A 19,097-nucleotide genomic window follows, 5' to 3' on the forward strand; every position below is an offset into this window, starting at 1 on the left:
GACCGGGCGGACCCGGCACCGCCGGTGAGGAGGACGGAAACGAGCGCCCGAGGCGTTCCCCCGGGCCCCGGAACCGGCGCCCGGAGCCTGGGCCGCCCCACGGTTCAGCCGCCCAGCGCCACTTGGACGATCTTGACGGCGACCAGCACCATCGCGATGAGCAGATAGGTCCGCAGGGTGCCCATGCCGATCCTGCGGGTGGTGGACATGGCCGGGCGGGTCAGGGTCTCCAGCGGTGGCATCCGCCAGGTGTCCCGGCCGGTGCGGTCGACCGGCTCCGCCCTGGCCGCGGTGCGGCGCCGGGTGCCGGCGTAACCGGCCGCGAGGATGCCGGCGGCGGCGCAGCCGGCCATGATGTCGATGATCGCGTCGGCGCTGATGCCGGGGAAGAGCACGGAGGCGGTCAGGACGACGGACAGGGACACCAGCACACCCACCACGACGGCGGTGAAGGCGTTGGTGCGGGAGCCGTTGACCCACGGGCCGAGGACCTGCTTGTCGTTGCAGAGCAGCAGCAGGAAGACCGAGGCGGACGGCAGCAGGACACCGGCGAGCGTCTGCACGCCCTCGGTGAGCAGACCGAGCGGGGAGCCGGGGATCAGCACGATGGCGGCGGCCGCCGCGACCAGTCCGGCGTAGAGGGCGTAGAAGCCCTTGGCGCCCTTGACCCCCCGGTGCAGGGAGTGCTTCATGCCGAAGACGTCACCGATGGCGTAGGCGGTGGAGAGCGACACCGCGAACGCGCCGATGACGGAGGCGTCCAGGAGGGCGATGGCGTACAGGACTCCGGCGAGCTTGCCGGCGTGGACCTCCAGACCGTGGGCGATACCGGCGGCGTCGCCGAAGTTCCCGAAGCCGGTGGTACCGGCGAACGCGGCGGCGGTGAAGCCCATCATGGCGGCGCCGCCGATGACGACGATGACGATGCCGATCCACAGGTCGGCCTTCTCGTAGCGCATGAACCGCGGCGTGATGCGCTTGTCGATGACGTACGACTGCTGGAAGAACAGCTGCCAGGGGGCGACCGTGGTGCCGACGATGCCGATGATCAGCAGCATGACGGTGGACAGCTCACCGGAGCCGCCGGGCAGGCCGGGAGTGATGAGGCCGAGCGCCATCTGCGAGGCCGCGGGGTGGACGAGGAAGTAGACCGGCACCAGCAGCAGGGAGGCCGCGCACAGGCAGATGGCGATCCGCTCGAAGCGGCGGAAGGAGCCGGTGAACGCGGAGGCGACGATGACGAGCGCGGCCAGGACGACCGAGGCGGCCTTGGGCAGCCCCAGATATCCGGCGGCGAGGGTGATGCCGATGAACTCGGTCACCAGCGTCAGCGCGTTGAGCAGGAACAGGTCGATCACGCTGAACGCGCCCCAGAACTTCCCGAACCGCTCCAGGATCAGCCGCGCATGCCCCACCCCGGTCACCGCGCCGAGCCGCAGGACCATTTCCTGGTTGACGTAGAGGACGGGGACGAGCAGCAGCAGGGTCCACAGCAGGTGGGTGCCGTAGTTCTGCCCGGCCTGGCCGTAGGTGGCGAACGCGCCCGCGTCGTTGTCGCCGACCATCACGATCAGGCCGGGTCCGACTATCGCCAGCAGGGTCTTGAGCTTGGCGGACAGGCCACGGCGCGCGCCGTGGTCGTCGAGCCTGATGGTGCCGAGCGCGCCCTGGATGTCGCCGAGGTGCGCGTCATCCAGCACGGCGGCGCGTTCCGCCGGTACCGGGTCGAGTGCGGTGTGGGTCATGGCAGCCTCCCGAACCCCTTGACAGGGCGAGGTGTTGGGGGGCACGCGGCAGCGGTCCGCCGGCGAGCGCAGCCCGGCACCCCGGGGCGGCGGTCGGCCGCACGGGGGCAGGGGTGGGAGCGCGAACGCGCCGGTGGAGAAGGTGGTTACCGGGTGCCGGAGAAGAACGAGAACATGCAGAGTGGAGCGCAGCTACGGTCCGGTCTACTGCCACCGCTGTCCATGCCGCTCGCCTCCTCCCGGCCGGGGACGCACTGGGCGTCACAACGACTCGGCAAGGAGCGGACCGGCCCGTACGGCCGGTTCACCCCAACTCGTCAGAGCTTTGGCACTGCACGGCGTAATCCCTCGGCGAGGGCAGCCACTTGGGGTCACCCCTTAGGCCGGGGAGACCTGTCCTGACCCTGGGCGTCTCTCGATGTCGTGGGGTCAGTGGCCTGTGTCCGTGCAGAAGCCTCACCGAACGAGGTGCCTTTCTGCATTCGTCTGAAGAATGACCCACACTTGCGCGTTGACGCAACTATTTGACGAAGACTTGGCGCGTTCGCCGCCTCCCGGGTGGGTAACACCGGCTCGGCTCAGACCGGTTCGGCCTCGATGAGCGAGAACGGGCTCGGCTTCGGAAGTGCCGTCACGGTCCGCACGGCGAAGCCCGCGGTGCGGCAGAGCTCCTCGAAGTCGTCCCGGGTGCGCTCCCGGCCCCCGAGGTTGACCAGCATGTTCAGGTCGCTGAGATACATGGTGCCGGCTTGCGACGGGTCCACGACAGGCGGCAGGACGGGCTCGACGATCAGCAGCCGGCCGCTGTCCGGGATGACCTCCCGGCAGTGCCGGAGGATGTCCGCGCACTGCTCGTCGTTCCAGTCGTGGATGACGCTCTTGAGGAGATACAGGTCGGCGCCTTCGGGAGCGGTGGCGAAGAAGTCCCCGGTCACCAGCGAACAGCGGCCGTCCAGTCCGTCGCGCGCCAGCTTCGGGCCGGCCTGGGCGAGCCCCTCCGCGCTGTCGAAGATGATGCCGCGCAGCGACGGATACGCCCGCAGCACGAATGCCAGCAGGGTGCCGTCGCCACCGCCGATATCGGCCACGGTCGTGAACCGGCCGAAGTCGAAGGCCCCCGGCACCAGCGCCGCCGTGTCTCTGGTGGCCTGGCTCATGGCGGCGTTGAAATCGGCGGAGAGCTCCGGGTGTTCGGCGAGATGGCCGAAGAAGTCCTTGCCGAAGACCTCGTCGAAGGACGTCTTGCCGGTGCGCACACTGTCGTCCAGGCGCTCCCAGGCCCGGACCATGACCGGGTCGGTGAACATCCGGACGAGGGAGTACACCGAATCCGGCCGGTCGCTGCGGAGCAGGGCACCGGCCTCGGTGACCGTGAAGCGGCCCGGGGCGCGCTCGACGAGCAGCCCCAGTCCGGCCAGCGCGCGCAGCAGCCGGGCCAGCGCCCGGGGCTGGGCCGCGCACTCCGCCGCCAGCTCGTCCGCCGCCCGCTCACCGTCGCCGATCAGGTCGACGATCCGCAGCCGGGCGGCGGCGCCGACCGCCTGACCGGCCATCGCCCCGTACATCATCTGGGCCAGCATGGTCCGGTGGTCGGCGGGCGACCCGCTCTCCTGCGGCTTCTCCTGCGACATGGTGCGACCTCTCTCCTCGACGGCGTTGCGGTCAGGGCGGGGCAGGGCGATACGGGGCGGGGCGCGGCACCACAACGCCGGTGATATCGCGGCCCGCCCGCGACCCCGTTTCGAGTTAGGCAAGCCTAAGTTCGCACACCGTTCGGATCAACACCCTTTATTCGGCCATCGGTTGGAGAGCGGCGCAGGGAGTCGGCGCGGAGAGATGACGGAGGGCGACAGCGCGGGAGGGCGGCGCGGGCGAGCGGCACGGGACGAGGCACGAGGCGCGAGCCCCTGAGCCGACCGGCACCACGGCCTGCGGCTCTACTGCCTCACCCAACCGTCCCATAACCCTCATTCCAGCCATTTTCGCTGCGATAAACTACCTCCCGGGCAATACCGGGTGGTCTGCGCACCGTGCTGGCGGGGACCACCCACTTCCGTTCCCGGGGCCGCTTCCCGGACCGCCTGCCGGGCGGCCGGCCGCCGGTCGCAGCAGCCATGGTCGTGGTCGAGGAGGGCCGGAGATGCGCACAGCCGTCGCCGCCGTCGCCGCGCCCGCGTACGGCACGGGCCGAGCCGCCGGCATCCGGCGCACCCCCGACGGCGCACCCCGCTCCCCACATGGCGCCGCGTGCGCCCGCGGCCGTGTCACCCCGTGCGCCCACCGCGGCATTCCCGATGCCGCCCACGTCAACTGACGTGGTACCGACCGTGCGCGGTGGCCACCCGGCCCGGCCGCCGACGCCGCGTGATGCACAATTCCTGACCGGTAGCCACCGCCCCGCGCGGCCCGGCCACCGTCCCAGGGCGCCTCGCACCGCCCGTACGCAGTCCCGGAACGCCCGTAATGGAGCGCAGTCAATGGAGCCATCGGCCCACGTCGCCAAGACCCCTCTCCCCGGGGTCGGTACCCGCTACGACCTCACCACCGAAGGCGGCCGGCATCTGTCGGTCGTCGTCCACCAGGACGGCCGGCGCATCATCGCCTTCCACGACCCGGCGGACGAGGACAGCTGCAAGGACGCCGCGGCGCTCGCACCGCACGAGGCGATCGCGCTGTCCAAACTGCTCGTCCCCGATCCCGTCGCGCATCTGCGCCAGCACCTGGAGATCGATCTGGTCACCGAGCACATCCCGGTCACCAGCCGTTCCCCGTTCGCCGGCCGGACGCTCGGCGCCACCCAGGCCCGCACCCGGACCGGCGCCTCCATCGTCGCCGTCCTGCGCCGCACCGACGCCTTCCCCTCGCCCACCCCGGACTTCCGTTTCGCGCTCGGCGACACTCTCGTGGTCGTGGGCACCCGGGAGGGCGTGGACGCCGTCGCCGCTCTGATCACCGGAGGATAGAAGCCCGTGCACGACACCACCGAACTGCTCATCGAACTCGGGGCCATCATCCTCGGCCTGGGCATACTCGGCCGGCTCGCAGGACGGGTGGGCTTCTCCCCGATACCCCTCTACCTGCTCGCCGGTCTCGCCTTCGGTCACGGCGGCCTGCTGCCGCTGAACGCCAGTGAGGAATTCGTCTCCACCGGCGCCGAGATCGGCGTCATCCTGCTGCTGCTCCTGCTGGGCCTGGAGTACAGCGCCTCCGAGCTCGTCACCAACCTCAAGACGCAGTACCCCTCGGGCCTCGTCGACTTCGCGCTGAACGCCGTACCCGGCGCCGTCGCCGCCCTGGTCCTGGGGTGGGGACCGGTCGCCGCGGTGGCGCTGGCCGGCGTCACCTGGATCTCGTCCTCCGGCGTCATCGCCAAGGTCCTCGGCGATCTCGGCCGGCTCGGCAACCGTGAGACCCCGGTCATTCTCGGCATCCTGGTGATCGAGGACCTCGCGATGGCGGTCTATCTGCCGCTGCTGACCGCGCTGCTCGCCGGGCTCAGTCTGGCCGGCGGCAGCCTCACGCTCCTCATCTCCCTCGGCACCGTCGGCGCCGTCCTGTATCTCGCGCTCCGGCACGGCCGCCTGATCAGCCGCGCCGTCTCCTCCGACAACCCCGAGATGCTGCTGCTGGTCGTCCTCGGGCTGACCGTGCTGGTCGCGGGCGTCGCCCAGCAGCTCCAGGTCTCCGCCGCCGTCGGCGCGTTCCTGGTCGGCATCGCACTCTCCGGTGAGGTCGCCGAGGGCGCGCACCATCTGCTGGCCCCGATGCGCGATCTGTTCGCCGCCGTCTTCTTCGTCTTCTTCGGCCTCAACACCGTCCCCGCGGACATTCCGCCGGTACTCGTCCCCGCGCTGATCCTGGCCGTGATCACCACCTGTACGAAGGTGGCCACCGGCTGGTACGCGGCCCGCCGGGCCGGGGTGAAACCCGCGGGCCGCTGGCGGACCGGCGGCACCCTGGTGGCCCGTGGCGAGTTCTCCATCGTCATCGCGGGTCTGGCGGTCGGCGTGGAACCCCGGATCGGCCCGCTGGCCACCGCGTACGTCCTCATCCTGGTCATCCTCGGCCCGCTGGCCGCCCGCTGGACCGAGCCACTGGCCCGCCGCGGCGCCCCGCTGGTCCGCCGTATCGCCCGCCGCCCCGCACCTGCCGCCCCCGCGGCACCGGCCCCGGAGGCGACGGACGCGGCGACCGCGCACAGCTGAGGGCGGCGCGTACGGCCCGGTAGCCCGGAGCGACGGCCGGGCGATCCCCCATGGGGCCCCGGCGGGCGCGCCGCGCACACCGTACGCAACCGCCGGCCTGCCCGCCGTACACGGACGGCGGGCGGGCCGGCGGCCCGGTGGGTACCGCGCACTCGGCGCGGCACGCTATGTCGTCGCGCGGCGGCTCCGCGACGCCACGGCGACGCACATCGCACCCAGCAGGAACGTGAGAGCGCCGATGACGATGTTGTTCCACAGAACGCCACGGTCAGGGCCGGTGCCGACGATCCACGGCGCGATGATCATCCAGGCGCCGATCGCGCACATCGCCCCGCTCAGCCCGTACATCCGGTCCGGCATGACGGTGAACCCGAGCGCCAGTACGGCGATCGCGATACCGATGATGACGTTGTGCAGCACCAGTGCGGGCTGTGAGGTCGTGTAGTGCACGATCCATGGCGAAGCGGCGCAGTACAGGCCGACGAGGAACACCGGTCCGTCCACCAGCACCACATCACGTCCGCCGAGCACCCGCTCGTATCGCGCTTGCATCTCCGAAACGTCGGGATGACCTGCGAGATCACCCCTGCCGTGTGAGACGTGGGCCATGCGACTCGCCTCCTTCGTCCGTAAGCCTGGGCCGCATCGCGTGGCATCGGGCCGCGCACTTTTATTCTGCGCTTATGTCGTCTTTATGGGTAGATGTCGGAGTCTGAGAATTTCCCCCGGCCCCGGCCGCACCCGGTGTCCGGCCCAGGCCCAGGTTCCAGCGCCCGCCCCGGCCACTGAGCTCGGTCACGGTCAGGGGCGGCACATCCAGCCGCCAGAAGGCATCGGCCGGGACCCGGAGAGCGGAGAGCGCCGCGGCACGGACCACGTCCGGTTCGACGACGGCGAGCACCCGCCCCGGCTCGGCGCCCGCCCGCGCCAGCCAGCCCTCGATCCGGCCGCAGAACCCCCGCAGCGACTCCCCGCCGTGCCCCGCGAAACCGGGGTCGGTCAGCCACGCGGACACCGCCTCGGGCTCGGCGGCGGCCACCTCCGCCAGGGTCCGCCCGCGCCAGCGCCCCATCGCGCAGCCGGCCAGCTCCGGCGCGGGCGCCGCCACCAGCCCGAGTTCCTCGGCCGTCCGACGGCACCGGACGGAGGGCGAGACGGCGATCCGGTCCGCGGCCGGCAACGCCCCGGCGGCGGCCCGGCTCCGGCGCGCCCCGGCCGCGGTCAGCGGGCCGTCGTCATCGAAGCGCACCTCGCGCTGGGCCTCACCGGCGGCCGGCGAGATCAGCATCACCCGAGTTGTCATCCACCCATTCCTCACTCTTGCCCCGCCACCCGGTAACCAGCTTTCCGGGTACGGGAGTCGACCGTGCCACTGCACCGCGCCGACTGCTCCGAGGGCTACCCGTCCTGGGATCGGTGCGCGGTTCGCGGTATGCCCCGACGATATTGAGGATGACTTGACGGAGGCCGGCGACGTCGGAGGAAGCCGGTGGGATCCCGGCGCGGCCGGGCCCCTGTATGTCCTGTGTATCCCGTGCGGCCGTTCTGGCCGGCTCCTACGGGGCCGGGGCCGGGAGAGCTGTGGCCTTTGGACCACCGCGGGCGCTCCCTTCGCGGGCCGGCGTCCGTACGTTGCGGCCCCTCCCCGGTACGAAACCGCTACGAGCCGGGGCGGTACCCCTGCGGCCACCTGGCCTCCGCGGCGTCCGCAGCCGCCGCAGCGCCGGCGCCTTCCGTGATGTCCGCCGGTTTCCGCTGATGTCCGCTCGGTGTCCGCCACCGGATGCGGGCGTCGTCGTGCCCGGGGAAGCGGAGGGGCGGGGAGTCGGAGGGGAGGGGGTCGCGGTCCGGGATGCACCCTCGTCGGCACGGCCCGTGACACGGCGGACGGGCTCCGCGCCGCAAGTCCGCTACGGCTGCTCCGCTACTGCCCTTACGTGCCCGCGTGCCGGCCCAGGTAGACGACCAGCACCATGAAGCAGAGTACGAGGATGGAGACGGTGATGTAGAGCAACACCCTCCGGAACAGGCTGCGTTGCGCCGCCCGTGCCGACGGCACCACGACACCGGACAGCCGCCGGGGCTGCGTGCCCAGACGGACTGCGATCGTGCGGGCCCGCCGGACACCGCAGCGTGGAGACGTCCGGTGCCGGATGGCGATCTCCGGGCAGGTGCGCCGGTGACGGCGGGCGGTGCGGAGCGGCCCCCGGCCATGATGGTGTTCGGTGCCGGACCGTACGGTGCGCGGCCCGGAGGCCGCCCGTATACAGGTGCGTGACCGGACCGCCCGCCAGGGCGGCGGCCCCTTACGTCTCGATGCGCCGGTCATCCGCGATCACCCGGATCCGTCGCCGGAGGGCCGACGCCCGTCCCGGCCCCGGCAGTGCGTGAAGGAGAGCCGGCCGGCGGCCTGACTGCGGAACGTGCCCGTCACGACACCGCCCCCACTCCGCCGGCCTCGGCCGCCCGCAGTTCGGCGAGGAGTTCGTGCTGCCCGGTGAGTACCTGGGTCAGCAGTCGGCGGGCGGCGCGCATCAGCTCCGCGACATCGCCACCGGCCAGCTCGTAGACGACGGTGGAGCCACTGCGGGTGGCGGTCACGATGCCCGAGCGGCGCAGTACCGCCAGTTGCTGGGAGAGGGCGGACGGCTCCACCTCGATCGCGGTGAGCAGACTGCGCACCGGTAGCGGCCCGTCCTGGAGCAGCTCCAGGACACGGATACGGACCGGATGGCCCAGCATCCGGAAGAATTCGGCCTTCGCCTGATAGAGCGGCACCCACGCGCCGTTCATGCCGCCCCTCCGCTGTCCGGGCCGGTCCCGGCGCCCGGTGTGCCGCCGCTGTCCGGTGTGGCACCGGAGCCGTCCGGCTCCGCATCCGGGTCCACGCCGACGCCGAGAGCCATGCGGATCGCGTCATCCAGCTCATCCTCCGCCACGGCCGTCGCGTACGCGTCGTCCGCCGCCCGCGCCTCCGCGACGGCGGCTCGCGCCGCCCGCACCCGTTCCCGTACCGACTCGGCGAATCCGCCCACGCATGTCCTCCGCAACCAGGCCGACCGGCCAGCGCGCCGTCTGCCAGATCGCGCCACCGTCAGATGGCGTGATCTGTCGCACCGCGTTGTCCGTCGCATCGCGCTGACTATCGAATTGAAGAATTCTGCAACTGTAGACGACGACGGCCCAAGGCTCGCACCGGCCCGACGCACCCAGCGCCAAGGTAAAACCGACGATACGAACGTGGCCAGATCCCGCACCACCTCCGAAACCCTGGGCAACCCCCGCGCCGGGCCACCGCCCCGACGACAAGGAGCTGTAGAACAAGCCTCGCCCTGACGGAGTCCGCCCGGGACCGCCTGGACCGCGCCGTACCCCAGCCGCTGGGCCCCCGTCCCAGCCACCCCGCCTCACCGCCAAGGCGACCGGTCCACCGGGCACCGGGCACCGGGCACCGGGCACCGGGCACCGGGCGATGCTGCCCCACCCTGAAACGCACCCTGAAGCGCTGTCCGGCCTGCTGATCCGCTCCACCACCGGCGAAGGCACCGCAACGCTCCGGGCGAGCGGCGCTCATGGGCGACGCCGCCCGACCGGCCCCGGCCAACTCCGGCCGCCTCCGCGCAGCCGGCGGGGTACTCGACGCGCGCGGCCCGGCCCACCGACAGCCCGGACAACAGAGGCCCAAGCACCGGGAACCCGGGAACTCAAGCACCGGGAACCCGAGAACCCGATGGACAGCATCAGTAACCAATCCCATAGTGATGCCCATGACTTCACTGGTCCGTCACATCACCATCGACTGCACCGACGCCTATCGCCTCGCCGGCTTCTGGGCGGAGGTACTGGGTGGGTCTCTGGCCTCGGACGATCTGCCGGGCGACCCGGAGGCCACGGTGACCGCCGAGGGCAGCGCGCTGCTGTTCATCACGGTGCCCGACACCAAGATCACGAAGAACCGGGTGCATCTGGATCTACAGCCGCAGGACCGGAGCCGGGACGAGGAGGTCGAGCGGGTGCTGGCCCTGGGCGCGACCTTGGTCGAGGACCATCGCAGAGCCGATGGAACCGGTTGGGCAACGCTGGCCGATATCGAGGGCAACGAGTTCTGCGTGGAGCGCAGCGCAGCCGAACTCGCGGGCTGATCCGGCGGCGCGGACACACACGAGCGGACCGTCCGCCACCAGTTGTCCGGCCACCAGCGGCTCCGGCCACGGCTGGTGTGCGACAGGACCGCACAGAGGCGGGAAGGGCGGACCCGCGCCCGCCCCTCCCGCCCGGCGCCGCGGGACAACCGTCCGGCGCTGCTGGTACCCGCCCTGCCCCCTGACGCGGCGTCACCTGTAGGCCCTCAATGGGGATGTCCTGCTCCGGGGTGGCGACCTGCGCGTTCTCGGTCTGTCTCTTATTCGTGGGCCACGGCATTCTGTCTCACGATCTTGTCCCGTAGGGCAGCGGGCACGCGCGCAGCACCGTCGGGATCAGCTTTGTCGGGCTCACCGTGATCAATTCCTCCCGCGTCAGCGCGGCCCGGCGAGACCCAAAAGCGGCCGCAGCCCGGTCGACCGCGCGCGACCGGGCAACAGGCACCACGTCTCGCCCAGGCTTTCCGCTCACGGTGACGTTGACCGGCGGGAACCGCTACGACGTCACCCGACTCCTGCCTTCGCTGGACGCATTCCCACCGATCCGAGGACGGCGGGGACGTCCCCGTAGCAAGCCGCGGTGCTTGTACGCCGACGGGGCTACGACTTCGACACGTACCGCCGCCTGCTGGGGAAGCGCGGCATCAAGCCGGTGATCACACACCGCGGTGTCGTACACGGCTCCGGCCTCGGCCGAGGTGCGCTGGGTGGTCGGACATTCCTGCTGGACGGCGCGGCGATCACAGCCAGCCGTTGGCCTCCGCGAGCCGGGCCGCCTCGGCGCGGGTGCGGGCCTGCGTCTTGCCGATCGCCGACGACAGGTGGTTGCGCACGGTGCCCTGGGACAGCCGGAGCGCCCTGGCGATGTCGGCCACGGTGCCGCCCTCGGCGGCGGCGCGCAGCACGTCCGCCTCGCGCCCGGTCAGCGGGCTCGCACCGCTGGCCAGCGCTTCCGCGGCGAGGGCCGGATCCACGAAGCGCAGGCCGGCGTGGACGCGGCGGATCGCGTCGACCAGTTGTTCGGGCAGGGAGTCCTTCACGACGTAGCCGGCCGCGCCCGCGGACATCGCCCGCCAGAGGTAGCCGGGCCGACTGAAGGTCGTGCAGATGATGGTGCGGCAGCCGGGCAGCGCCCGCTGGAAATCGGCGGCGACGGCCAGGCCGTCCCGACCGGGCATCTGTACGTCGAGCAGCGCGATGTCGGGCGCGGTCCGCTGCGCGGCCGCCAGCACCTCGGTGCCGGTGCCGACCTCGGCGACCACGTCGATGTCGGGCTCAAGCCGGAGCACGGACGCGAGAGCACCGCGTACGAGTGCCTGGTCGTCGGCCAGCAGGACGCGGATCACGTCGGCTCGGCTTCCCGCGAAGGCGCGAGGTCCGTCGCCGGGGCCGGCCCGCAGGCGACGACCCGGAACCCGCCGCCGGGGGCAGACCCGTGTTCGAGCGTGCCCGACACCGCGACCAGCCGTTCGGTGAGGCCGGTGAGCCCGTTCCCGACGCGCGCCACGCCAGTGAAACCGCCGTTGTCGGTGACCTCCACCCAGTCGGGCCCGACGCGGACGGTGCACAGTTCGGCATCGGAGTGCCGCAGCACGTTGGTGACCGCCTCCCGCACGACGTAGCCGAACACCTCGCGCAGCTCGGCGCGCACGACGTCGGTCGCGGTGGGCAGATCGGCCCGTACGCCGGCGGCATGCAGCGCCATGCGGGCGCCGGCGAGCTCGCTGTCCAGCGACAGGGTGCGGTAGTTCGAGATGGTGGCCCGCACGTCGGACAGCGCCGTGCGGGCCATGTTTTCGAGCTCGGTGACCTGGCCGACGGCGAGGGCCACGTCTCCCGAGGACTCCAGGATGCGCCGTGTCAGTCCCAGTTTGACGGTCATCGTGGAGAGGCTGTGGCCGAGGACGTCGTGCATGTCCCGGGCGACCCGTTCCCGTTCCTGGTTCACGGCCAGCCTCTTGACCTGCTCGCGCGCGGCCCGCAGGTGACCGATCGTGAAGTTGAGCGCGAAGACGGTGCCGAGTGCCGCGGTCACGCCGACGAGGATGGCCACCTGCGCCCAGGCCACCTCGCCCCGGGCGAGACGCATCCAGACGATCTGCCCCAGCACCGTGGCTAGGCCGAGCAGCAGCGCGTGGCGCAGCGGCAGCAGCATGAGTCCGATCGCCAGGGCGTAGGTCAGATCGGTCAGGTAGGACGGCGACGCGAGAAGCACGGCCGGTGCCGCCCCGAGCAGGAACATCGCGGCCACGATGGCGACGCGCCCCCGCCGCAGCGCCACCGGCCCGTACCAGGGCGCCAGTATGCAGCCGATGCCGTAGCAGGCGACGAGGCCGATCGCGAGCGAGGTGAGCAGGGGAGGTGTGGTGCCGTGCGCGATGTCCTGGGCCCGTGCGATCAAGGTGAGGGAGGCCAGTGCGGTGGCCGTGGCGACGGCCACGCGACCCCGGGCGCTGCCCGGCTGGTCCTTCCAGAAACTCCAGTCCGGCCACTGGCCGACGGAGAACTCGTCCGGATCGCGTGCACCCACGTCGGTCATGCTACGGCCCGGATGCCCCCCGGAGGTACGAGCGGCGGCCCCGGGGAGCGATGTCTGGAACATGCGGGTAAGCATGGCCCGCCCATGACCCGCACCCCCATGACAGATGGCATGGGTCCGACCGGCGGACCGATGGTGCGATGAGGTCATGTTGCACGCGAAGAGGATTCATCTGCCGAGCCAGAAGTACGAACTCACCGAGGACGGCCGGGCGCTGACGGCGTTCTCGTTGCGCGGAGGCCACATCGGCGCGCGGTTCACACTGCGCGGAGCCGACTACCTCGTCCGCACTCACCGCTTCAGTGGTGTCCACGAACTGCTCGACGCCGACGGGACCGTCGTCGCGGCCACGGACCGGGTGCGCCGCAGCTGGAACATGACGTGCTCCGGGCGGGTCATCCCGTTCCGGCAGACCGTGGCGGCGGGCCGGGAGTACACCATGATCGGCGACGCCGGTGAGCCCGCCGGCACGATCCGCCGCACCGGGCACGTCCACTCCGAGGCAGCCGCCGACCTGCCAGGACTGGAACTCGTGCTCCAGGTCTTCGCTCTCGTCGTCGTGCTGCTGCGCAGGCGGCGCAAGCAGGCGGCGGCGGCCGTCCGGTCGGCCTCCCTCGCGGGCGGCTGACGCCCGGCCGAGCGTGCCGACACCCCCTGCCCTCTCGAAGTGAGGAGAACAACCATGCGCAGGACCTGGCTCGCGGCGCTCGCCGTCACGGTGGGCGCCGCAGCGGTGGCCTCAGGCGTATCGCAGATGGTCACGGCGGGCACGCCGTCCCGGTCGCAGGCGGGCTCGCCGTCCCGGCCCCCGCTGCGGTGGGGCGCGTGCCCCAGCCCGACGGAGGCGGCCCTGCGGTGCGCGAAGCTCGCGGTGCCACTCGACTACCGTCACCCCGACGGGCGGACGATCGATGTCGAGGTGTCCCGTCTGGCGAGCACGAAACCGGCCGAGAAGCGCGGCGTGCTCCTGCTCAACCCCGGGGGCCCCGGCCTGCCCGGGCTCCCCGTTCCCGCGCTGATGAAGCTGCCCCAGAAGGTGCGCGACCGCTACGACGTGATCGGTTTCGACCCACGCGGCGTCGGCCACAGCACCCCCCTGACCTGCAACTTCACCCCCGCTCAGAGCGGGGTGGTCAGCACCCCGCCCAACCCGGGCAGCGCGGCCGACGTAGCGGAGCAGGCCGCGACCGCGAAAAGGCTCGCCACACAGTGCACCACGTCGAAGACCGCGAGCCTGCTGCCGTACATCACCACCGCGAACACCGCGCGGGACATGGACCGGATCCGAGCGGCCCTGGGCGTGCCGAAGATCTCGTACTACGGCGAGTCCTACGGCACCTACCTCGGCGCGGTGTACACCGCCCTCTTCCCCCACCGGGGCGACCGCATCGTGCTCGACAGCAGCCTCCCGCCCGAGGGCTACGACGTCGACGCCCTGCGCAGCCAGAGCGCGGGCTTCGAGAGCCGCTTCCCGGACTTCGCGAAGTTCGCCGCGTCCGCAGCTCAGCGGTACCACCTGGGCAGCACACCGGCCGCGGTACGCGAGAAGTACTTCCCACTCGCCGCACGCCTCGACCACACGCCGGTACAGGGGTATGACGGCACGGCCTTCCGCGCCGTCACCGCGGGAATGCTCCAGGCGGACAGCGAGCTCGCCAAGCTCGCCGAAACCTGGCACGCCCTGGACACAAACCAGCCGCCCCCGGACTCCGGCGGCACGGGCGGCGGTGCGTACAGCGACAACTACCCCGCCGCCTACCTCGGGGTGATCTGCGGCGACTCCCGCTGGCCGACGTCCCTCGCGACCTACCAGCACAACGTCGCCGTCGACCGCGTCCGCCACCCGATGTACGGCGCGTTCGCGGCCAACATCAGGCCGTGCGCCTTCTGGCCGGCCCCCGCCGAGCCGAAGGTGAAGATCACCGATCGCGGACCTTCCGACGTCCTCATGGTCCAGAACATCCGCGATCCGGCGACCCCGCTGTCCGGGGCGCTGCGGACGCGCCGGGCCCTGGGCGAGCGGGCCCGGATGGTCAGCGTCGACCAGGGCGGGCACGTGGCCTACCTGTCGGGCTCGAACGACTGCGGGAACGACGCCGTGACCGACTACCTGGTCAGCGGGAAGTGGCCTGCGCACGACACGTACTGCCCCGCACAGCACGCCGCCCCGTAAGCCAGGCGCAGGACCTGACAAGGAGTGCGCATGGCCGAGGATCAGCCTCTCGGGAACCGCGTCAACCACGCGTCCGGGACGATCGAGATCGCCGGAAAAACCGTCCACAGGCTCGGTTTCGGGGCTATGCGCCTGGTCGGTCCCGGCGTCCGGGGGGGGAGCCGGCCGACCGTGACGCCTCGGTGCGGCTCCTGCGGCGCGCGGTCGAGCTGGGCGTCGACTTCATCGACACTGCCGGCGTCTACGGACCACACGTCAGCGAGAAGATCATCCGTGAGGCGCCGCACCCGTATCCGGAGCACGTACTGATCACGACCAAGGGCGGTCGGACACAGTCGGGCCCGGGCTCAGCGGCCTCGCCGCGCAGATCGGTGCCACACCGGCCCAGGCCGCACTCGCCTGGTTGCTCGCTCGGGCCGAGCACATGGGGCCCCGGCACGGCGTCGATGGCCCACCTGGAGGAGAACATCGCGGCGGCGACGGTACGGCTGGATCCGGCCCGGTTCACGGGGTTGAACACGCCGGCCGGTTGACCGGGAGTCGGACCGCAGCGGCGAACGGTCGGGCTCCAGCCCGCCATGCTCACCGCCTGTGCCGCCCCGCCGGACACCAGGTACACCCGAGCATGGCCGCGGGCCGCAGCACCCGCTGCGCAACCGGGGCGACTGCGACCACGCAATGAGAATCCGACAGCACGAACGAGAAGCGGTGAGAACCCGGCTCAGTGCCACAGGACAGGAATTGTCCCGTCGCAGTGCATCTGGCAGCCGGTGACTCGCTGACCTGCTGGGGTGCCATGTCCTTTGAGAACGCTGGACACGGTGTTCTCAAACGACATGGATTTCACGGAATTCGCGTTCGCTGTGCTACCGCTTGGGGCACCGCGTAGCGCGAACCCTCACTTCAGGTTGTACTCGCACATCTTGTTGGACTTGCCACCCTCGTTGTCCGCGACCTTCTTCCCGTCGACTGTGATGACGCAGGCCGCTGCGCGCATTGTGCCATCGGCGTTGTACACAGAGCCGGGGACGACGGAGACCGTCGTGCCGATCCTCTTCTCAGCGTCTGTCGTCAAGGTGACGGTCGAGGTCTTCTTCCAGGGAAGCTGCACCTTCTCCATCTTGTTGGTATTGAGGTTGTAGTACACCTGCGATGTGCCGTGGCCAAGAACTTCGAGCGTGACCTCGTGCTTGACCTCACTGTTCCCGCTGCCCGGCTTCGGCTTCATGCTCGCGTTCGCGGACTTGTCGGCCTTCGGCGGGCCGTCATCACTGCCGCAACCTGTCAGTAGAGCTGCGGTCAGGACCAGAGCCGTCCCACTGATGATCTTGCGCATGCTTCCCCCCTTGCGAATGAGTAAGCGATCTTAATCCTGCGTACAGCTGCCACGCGTACCAGGTCTGATCTGCCGGCCTCGTGAGCGTGCGTATCGGCCCACCGTCCTCCCCGTCAGCCCACTCGGCATCGGCCGGATCCAGGTCCATCGCCACCCCCGCTCATACCTGCCGAACCCGACCATGACAAATACAGCAGACGGGACCAGAGCAGTGAAACCAAACCCGACGATCGGAGCAAACGCCGCCGCTCAGCGCGTGACGCGATGAGAATCGACAGCTCGAACGAGAAAGAGTGAGAATCCGACAGCTTCAGTGCGACAGGACAGGAGTTCGTCCCACCGCGTTGTCCCTTGGGCCGGACGAGGGCCATCGTCGATGAGAAAGGGACGTGCGAAATGCGAACCCCTACATCACCGCCAGGACGGCAGGTAACGCCACCTCGGGCGGGGGTACCACCCCGGCAACGCCGAATGCCCCGAGAGGAACGGTGGACCAACCGCTCCCCCACGCCACCCTCCGACTACGTACGGCGCTGGTCCGAGGACCGGGACCGCTCCTGCCCCACCGCGGTCACCCCGCCCGCCCTGTCTCCTCCTGCGGCCTTCTCCGCCGCCGTCGCCTTCTCCCGCGCCTCGGCGAGGTCCTCCTCCGTCCCCGAATTCCCGCACCGCTTCCCCCTGCTGGTCCGCCTGGAGACCGGGGGTGCCGCGCCGAGGCGGACGATTCGGTGCCCTGTCCGGAGCGGGAGGCGAAGACGGCCTTCGAGGTCGGCCGGACCGCCCTCCTGGACGGGATCGGGGCGACCGTCCACAAGGCCCGCTGACGCCAACGCCGCACCCTCGGCCGGATCGCCCGCCACCCGGTTCCCGCCCTCGGCCGGATCGCTCCATCATCCGAGGATTCGCCATGTCACACCCCAACTGGCGCCACATCAGACGGTATTGACCCCGTTCCCCTCCGACGTCTGTCCGGTCGGAGGGCTTTCCGTTCCGGCCTCCCGCGTGCAGTATGCGACTGTCGGAATTCAGTGACGCAAACTTCGTGCACGTACATGACCGGCTCCTGTGCAGCGCCGGTCCGCGCGCCGCATCTTCGCGGCCCGCCCGGGTGGCGCGCGTACCGGTACGGCGCGCGTACCGGCACGACTGGAGGTCGTATGGCCGCTCCGTCCCCCTCCCCCCGGCCCTTCCCCCCGTCCCGCCGCGCGCTCCTCGGTGCCGCCGCCGGGGCCGGAGCGCTGCTGACGCTCGGCGCCGCCCCGGCCCCGGCCCGCGGCGGCGGGCGCCGGCTGCCCTACCTGTTCGACATGGTGCAGGCCAACCCCGGCGAACCCATGACGGAATCCCGCTACAACGACCCGCGGACGCTGGCCGGTTACGGATACGACGGCCAGGTGGTCAACGAGTTCCGGCCGCCGCACACCGCCGTCACCTTCGACTCGTTCGACGAACGGATCTTCCCGGCCGGATCGGCGGCCCGAGCCTGGGTCGAGGACACCGCGCGGCGGATCGACGCGCACATCCGGCGGGCGCACGCGGCCGGTATCGGCGCGTACTTCTTCACCGACATCATCGTGCTGCCCCGGCGCCTCGTGGAGCTCCACGGCGACCGCGTCCTGGACGACGAGGGCCGCATCAGCCTGCACCGGCCACTGACCCGGCAGATCCACCGGCTGATGCTGCGCGAGGTGTTCGCGCGCTTTCCCGGCCTGGACGGCCTGGTGATCCGCACCGGTGAGACCTACCTCCAGAACGTTCCGTTCCACACCGGCAACAACCCGGTCACCGAGGGGCGTTCGAGCCATGAGCTGCTGATCGGACTGCTGCGGGAGGAGGTCTGCGTACGGGCCGGGAAGCGGCTCCTCTACCGCACCTGGTCGACCGGCGGCGACCGGCTCCGGGACGATCCCGCGTACTACCGCGCCGTCACCGACGCCATCGCGCCGCACGAACGGCTGCTGTTCTCCGTCAAGCACACCGCGAGCGACTTCTGGCGGACGGTCGCGTTCAATCCGACGCTGGGCATCGGCCGGCACCGGCAGATCGTCGAGGTGGAGTGCGCACGCGAATACGAGGCCAAGGGCGCCTGTCCCGACTACATCGCGGACGGAGTGATCAACGGGTTCGAGGAGTACGGGTCCGGGCCGGGCCCGCGCGGGCTCGCGGATCTCGTGGACAATCCGCTGCTCGCCGGGGTCTGGACCTGGTCGCGCGGCGGCGGCTGGCGCGGCCCGTACCTCGCGAACGAGCTGTGGTGCGATCTCAACATGTGGGTGATGGCCCGGTGGGCGCGGGACACCGGGGGCGGTGAGGCGGGGGCGTTCGCGGCGTACGCCCGGCGCATCGGCCTGCACGGTGCCGCGGCCCGCCGGTTCCGGCGCCTGGCGCTGCTCTCCGCGGCCGGCACGCTGCGCGGCCACTACTCCGCGGTCGTCCCGCTGCGCTCGCTCACCTGGACCAGGGACCAGTTCCTCGGCGGCTCCGACAAGGACCTGACCGGGGACTTCGGCACGATCCTCGACCGCGGACTGATGTCCGCCGCGCTGGCGGAGAAGGACCACGCCGCCCGCATCTGGCGCGAGATCACCGCGCTCGCCGGCACCCTCCCGCTCCACGACCCCGCCGACCGCCGCTATCTGCGCGTCTCCGCCCGCTACGGCCAGTATCTGTACGCCGTCATCCAGCACGGCTGGCAGGTCATGCTGCGCGGCGTCGCGGGCGACCGCTCCGGTGGCTACGACACGGCCGCGATGGCCGCACATCTGCGGGCGTACGACGCGGCCTGGCGGGACTGGCGACGGCTGGCCGCCCGCGAGCCGTCCTGCGCGACGGTCTACCAGCCGCTCGGCTTCGGCAAGAAGGACGCGAACGGCGTCTACGAGGCCGATCCGGAGCACGGTATGGGCCCGTCCGTCGACCACTACCGGGCGCTGCTCACACGCTGACCCCACGACGGC

At 71.3% G+C, this 19,097-nt stretch carries 18 protein-coding genes, 1 pseudogene and 1 riboswitch; of the genes and pseudogenes, 9 read left to right on the forward strand and 10 right to left on the reverse strand.

Annotation, left to right across the window (positions count from 1 at the left end):
* Positions 1 to 104 precede the first annotated feature (104 nt).
* Positions 105 to 1,745 (reverse strand): NRAMP family divalent metal transporter, encoded by a 1,641-nt coding sequence (locus ACLJWH_RS34205; protein WP_411145680.1) that lies wholly within the window; start codon positions 1,743 to 1,745, stop codon positions 105 to 107.
* Positions 1,746 to 2,046: 301 nt separating this feature from the next.
* Positions 2,047 to 2,220: riboswitch (M-box (ykoK) riboswitch) on the reverse strand.
* 103 nt (positions 2,221 to 2,323) lie between these two features.
* Positions 2,324 to 3,325: a methyltransferase gene (locus tag ACLJWH_RS34210; RefSeq protein WP_411145723.1), complete on the reverse strand. Its 1,002-nt coding sequence runs from the start codon at positions 3,323 to 3,325 to the stop codon at positions 2,324 to 2,326.
* A gap of 560 nt (positions 3,326 to 3,885) precedes the next feature.
* Here ACLJWH_RS34210 and ACLJWH_RS34215 point away from each other — a divergent pair.
* The 3 genes from ACLJWH_RS34215 (at position 3,886) to ACLJWH_RS34225 (ending at position 5,950) form a co-directional block, all read left to right on the forward strand.
* Entirely contained in the window at positions 3,886 to 4,059 is a 174-nt protein-coding gene (locus tag ACLJWH_RS34215; RefSeq protein WP_411145681.1) for a hypothetical protein, read from the forward strand.
* 163 nt (positions 4,060 to 4,222) lie between these two features.
* Entirely contained in the window at positions 4,223 to 4,708 is a 486-nt protein-coding gene (locus ACLJWH_RS34220; RefSeq protein ID WP_411145682.1) for a cation:proton antiporter regulatory subunit, read from the forward strand.
* A 6-nt stretch (positions 4,709 to 4,714) separates the two neighbouring features.
* Positions 4,715 to 5,950 carry a cation:proton antiporter gene (locus tag ACLJWH_RS34225; RefSeq protein ID WP_411145683.1) on the forward strand — a complete coding sequence of 412 codons (1,236 nt, stop codon included), beginning with the start codon at positions 4,715 to 4,717 and terminating at the stop codon, positions 5,948 to 5,950.
* 165 nt (positions 5,951 to 6,115) lie between these two features.
* On the opposite strand, the gene ACLJWH_RS34230 is transcribed toward ACLJWH_RS34225, so the two are convergent.
* The 5 genes from ACLJWH_RS34230 to ACLJWH_RS34250 all read right to left on the reverse strand — a co-directional run bounded on the left by ACLJWH_RS34230 (position 6,116) and on the right by ACLJWH_RS34250 (position 8,985).
* Positions 6,116 to 6,559, reverse strand: coding sequence for an SPW repeat protein (locus tag ACLJWH_RS34230; RefSeq protein ID WP_411145684.1), 444 nt, complete (start codon positions 6,557 to 6,559; stop codon positions 6,116 to 6,118).
* Positions 6,560 to 6,620: 61 nt separating this feature from the next.
* Positions 6,621 to 7,253, reverse strand: coding sequence for a histidine phosphatase family protein (locus ACLJWH_RS34235; protein WP_411145685.1), 633 nt, complete (start codon positions 7,251 to 7,253; stop codon positions 6,621 to 6,623).
* Positions 7,254 to 7,883: 630 nt separating this feature from the next.
* Complete coding sequence (locus ACLJWH_RS34240; RefSeq protein WP_411145686.1) at positions 7,884 to 8,009, reverse strand: hypothetical protein; 126 nt, start codon at positions 8,007 to 8,009, stop codon at positions 7,884 to 7,886.
* Between the two features lie 371 nt (positions 8,010 to 8,380).
* Positions 8,381 to 8,743: an ArsR/SmtB family transcription factor gene (locus ACLJWH_RS34245; protein ID WP_411145687.1), complete on the reverse strand. Its 363-nt coding sequence runs from the start codon at positions 8,741 to 8,743 to the stop codon at positions 8,381 to 8,383.
* Positions 8,740 to 8,985, reverse strand: a complete 246-nt coding sequence (locus ACLJWH_RS34250) for a hypothetical protein (RefSeq protein ID WP_411145688.1) — start codon at positions 8,983 to 8,985, stop codon at positions 8,740 to 8,742. Before ACLJWH_RS34250 ends, ACLJWH_RS34245 begins: the two co-directional genes overlap by 4 nt.
* Before the next feature lie 732 nt (positions 8,986 to 9,717).
* On the opposite strand from ACLJWH_RS34250, the gene ACLJWH_RS34255 reads away from it, so the two are divergent.
* Both ACLJWH_RS34255 and ACLJWH_RS34260 read left to right on the forward strand, forming a co-directional pair.
* Entirely contained in the window at positions 9,718 to 10,092 is a 375-nt protein-coding gene (locus ACLJWH_RS34255; RefSeq protein WP_411145689.1) for a VOC family protein, read from the forward strand.
* A 403-nt stretch (positions 10,093 to 10,495) separates the two neighbouring features.
* Positions 10,496 to 10,814: pseudogene (locus ACLJWH_RS34260) on the forward strand (transposase); the annotation flags it as partial.
* An 18-nt stretch (positions 10,815 to 10,832) separates the two neighbouring features.
* Here the strand turns inward: ACLJWH_RS34260 and ACLJWH_RS34265 are convergent.
* On the reverse strand, positions 10,833 to 11,438 hold the full coding sequence (locus ACLJWH_RS34265) for a response regulator (protein WP_411145690.1): 606 nt from the start codon (positions 11,436 to 11,438) through the stop codon (positions 10,833 to 10,835).
* Positions 11,435 to 12,631, reverse strand: a complete 1,197-nt coding sequence (locus tag ACLJWH_RS34270) for a sensor histidine kinase (RefSeq protein WP_411145691.1) — start codon at positions 12,629 to 12,631, stop codon at positions 11,435 to 11,437. The genes ACLJWH_RS34265 and ACLJWH_RS34270 overlap by 4 nt, the downstream gene beginning before the upstream one ends.
* Before the next feature lie 148 nt (positions 12,632 to 12,779).
* On the opposite strand from ACLJWH_RS34270, the gene ACLJWH_RS34275 reads away from it, so the two are divergent.
* From ACLJWH_RS34275 to ACLJWH_RS34285, 3 genes are all read left to right on the forward strand, one after another.
* The gene (locus ACLJWH_RS34275; RefSeq protein ID WP_411145692.1) at positions 12,780 to 13,259 is read left to right on the forward strand and encodes a hypothetical protein; all 480 of its coding nucleotides are present in this window, start codon (positions 12,780 to 12,782) and stop codon (positions 13,257 to 13,259) included.
* Between the two features lie 54 nt (positions 13,260 to 13,313).
* A complete protein-coding gene (locus tag ACLJWH_RS34280; RefSeq protein ID WP_411145693.1) occupies positions 13,314 to 14,804 on the forward strand; it encodes an alpha/beta hydrolase in 1,491 nt (496 codons plus the stop codon).
* Between the two features lie 182 nt (positions 14,805 to 14,986).
* Positions 14,987 to 15,337 (forward strand): aldo/keto reductase, encoded by a 351-nt coding sequence (locus tag ACLJWH_RS34285; RefSeq protein ID WP_411145694.1) that lies wholly within the window; start codon positions 14,987 to 14,989, stop codon positions 15,335 to 15,337.
* A gap of 365 nt (positions 15,338 to 15,702) precedes the next feature.
* Here the strand turns inward: ACLJWH_RS34285 and ACLJWH_RS34290 are convergent, their stop codons facing one another.
* Complete coding sequence (locus ACLJWH_RS34290) at positions 15,703 to 16,140, reverse strand: lipoprotein (RefSeq protein WP_411145695.1); 438 nt, start codon at positions 16,138 to 16,140, stop codon at positions 15,703 to 15,705.
* A gap of 1,157 nt (positions 16,141 to 17,297) precedes the next feature.
* On the opposite strand from ACLJWH_RS34290, the gene ACLJWH_RS34295 reads away from it, so the two are divergent.
* Positions 17,298 to 19,085 carry a hypothetical protein gene (locus tag ACLJWH_RS34295; RefSeq protein WP_411145696.1) on the forward strand — a complete coding sequence of 596 codons (1,788 nt, stop codon included), beginning with the start codon at positions 17,298 to 17,300 and terminating at the stop codon, positions 19,083 to 19,085.
* The last annotated feature ends 12 nt before the right edge of the window (positions 19,086 to 19,097 follow it).

It is taken from the genome of Streptomyces sp. x-80 (assembly GCF_046549095.1).
Lineage (GTDB): Bacteria > Actinomycetota > Actinomycetes > Streptomycetales > Streptomycetaceae > Streptomyces > Streptomyces celluloflavus.

What these genes read in the sequence shown, in the direction of transcription:
- ACLJWH_RS34205 (WP_411145680.1), bottom strand. Translation starts at nt 1,745, where the DNA reads ATGACCCACACCGCACTCGACCCGGTACCGGCGGAACGCGCCGCCGTG.
- ACLJWH_RS34210 (WP_411145723.1), bottom strand. Translation starts at nt 3,325, where the DNA reads ATGCTGGCCCAGATGATGTACGGGGCGATGGCCGGTCAGGCGGTCGGC.
- ACLJWH_RS34215 (WP_411145681.1), top strand. Translation starts at nt 3,886, where the DNA reads ATGCGCACAGCCGTCGCCGCCGTCGCCGCGCCCGCGTACGGCACGGGC.
- ACLJWH_RS34220 (WP_411145682.1), top strand. Translation starts at nt 4,223, where the DNA reads ATGGAGCCATCGGCCCACGTCGCCAAGACCCCTCTCCCCGGGGTCGGT.
- ACLJWH_RS34230 (WP_411145684.1), bottom strand. Translation starts at nt 6,559, where the DNA reads ATGGCCCACGTCTCACACGGCAGGGGTGATCTCGCAGGTCATCCCGAC.
- ACLJWH_RS34235 (WP_411145685.1), bottom strand. Translation starts at nt 7,253, where the DNA reads ATGACAACTCGGGTGATGCTGATCTCGCCGGCCGCCGGTGAGGCCCAG.
- ACLJWH_RS34245 (WP_411145687.1), bottom strand. Translation starts at nt 8,743, where the DNA reads ATGAACGGCGCGTGGGTGCCGCTCTATCAGGCGAAGGCCGAATTCTTC.
- ACLJWH_RS34255 (WP_411145689.1), top strand. Translation starts at nt 9,718, where the DNA reads ATGACTTCACTGGTCCGTCACATCACCATCGACTGCACCGACGCCTAT.
- ACLJWH_RS34270 (WP_411145691.1), bottom strand. Translation starts at nt 12,631, where the DNA reads ATGACCGACGTGGGTGCACGCGATCCGGACGAGTTCTCCGTCGGCCAG.
- ACLJWH_RS34275 (WP_411145692.1), top strand. Translation starts at nt 12,780, where the DNA reads ATGTTGCACGCGAAGAGGATTCATCTGCCGAGCCAGAAGTACGAACTC.
- ACLJWH_RS34280 (WP_411145693.1), top strand. Translation starts at nt 13,314, where the DNA reads ATGCGCAGGACCTGGCTCGCGGCGCTCGCCGTCACGGTGGGCGCCGCA.
- ACLJWH_RS34290 (WP_411145695.1), bottom strand. Translation starts at nt 16,140, where the DNA reads ATGCGCAAGATCATCAGTGGGACGGCTCTGGTCCTGACCGCAGCTCTA.
- ACLJWH_RS34295 (WP_411145696.1), top strand. Translation starts at nt 17,298, where the DNA reads ATGGCCGCTCCGTCCCCCTCCCCCCGGCCCTTCCCCCCGTCCCGCCGC.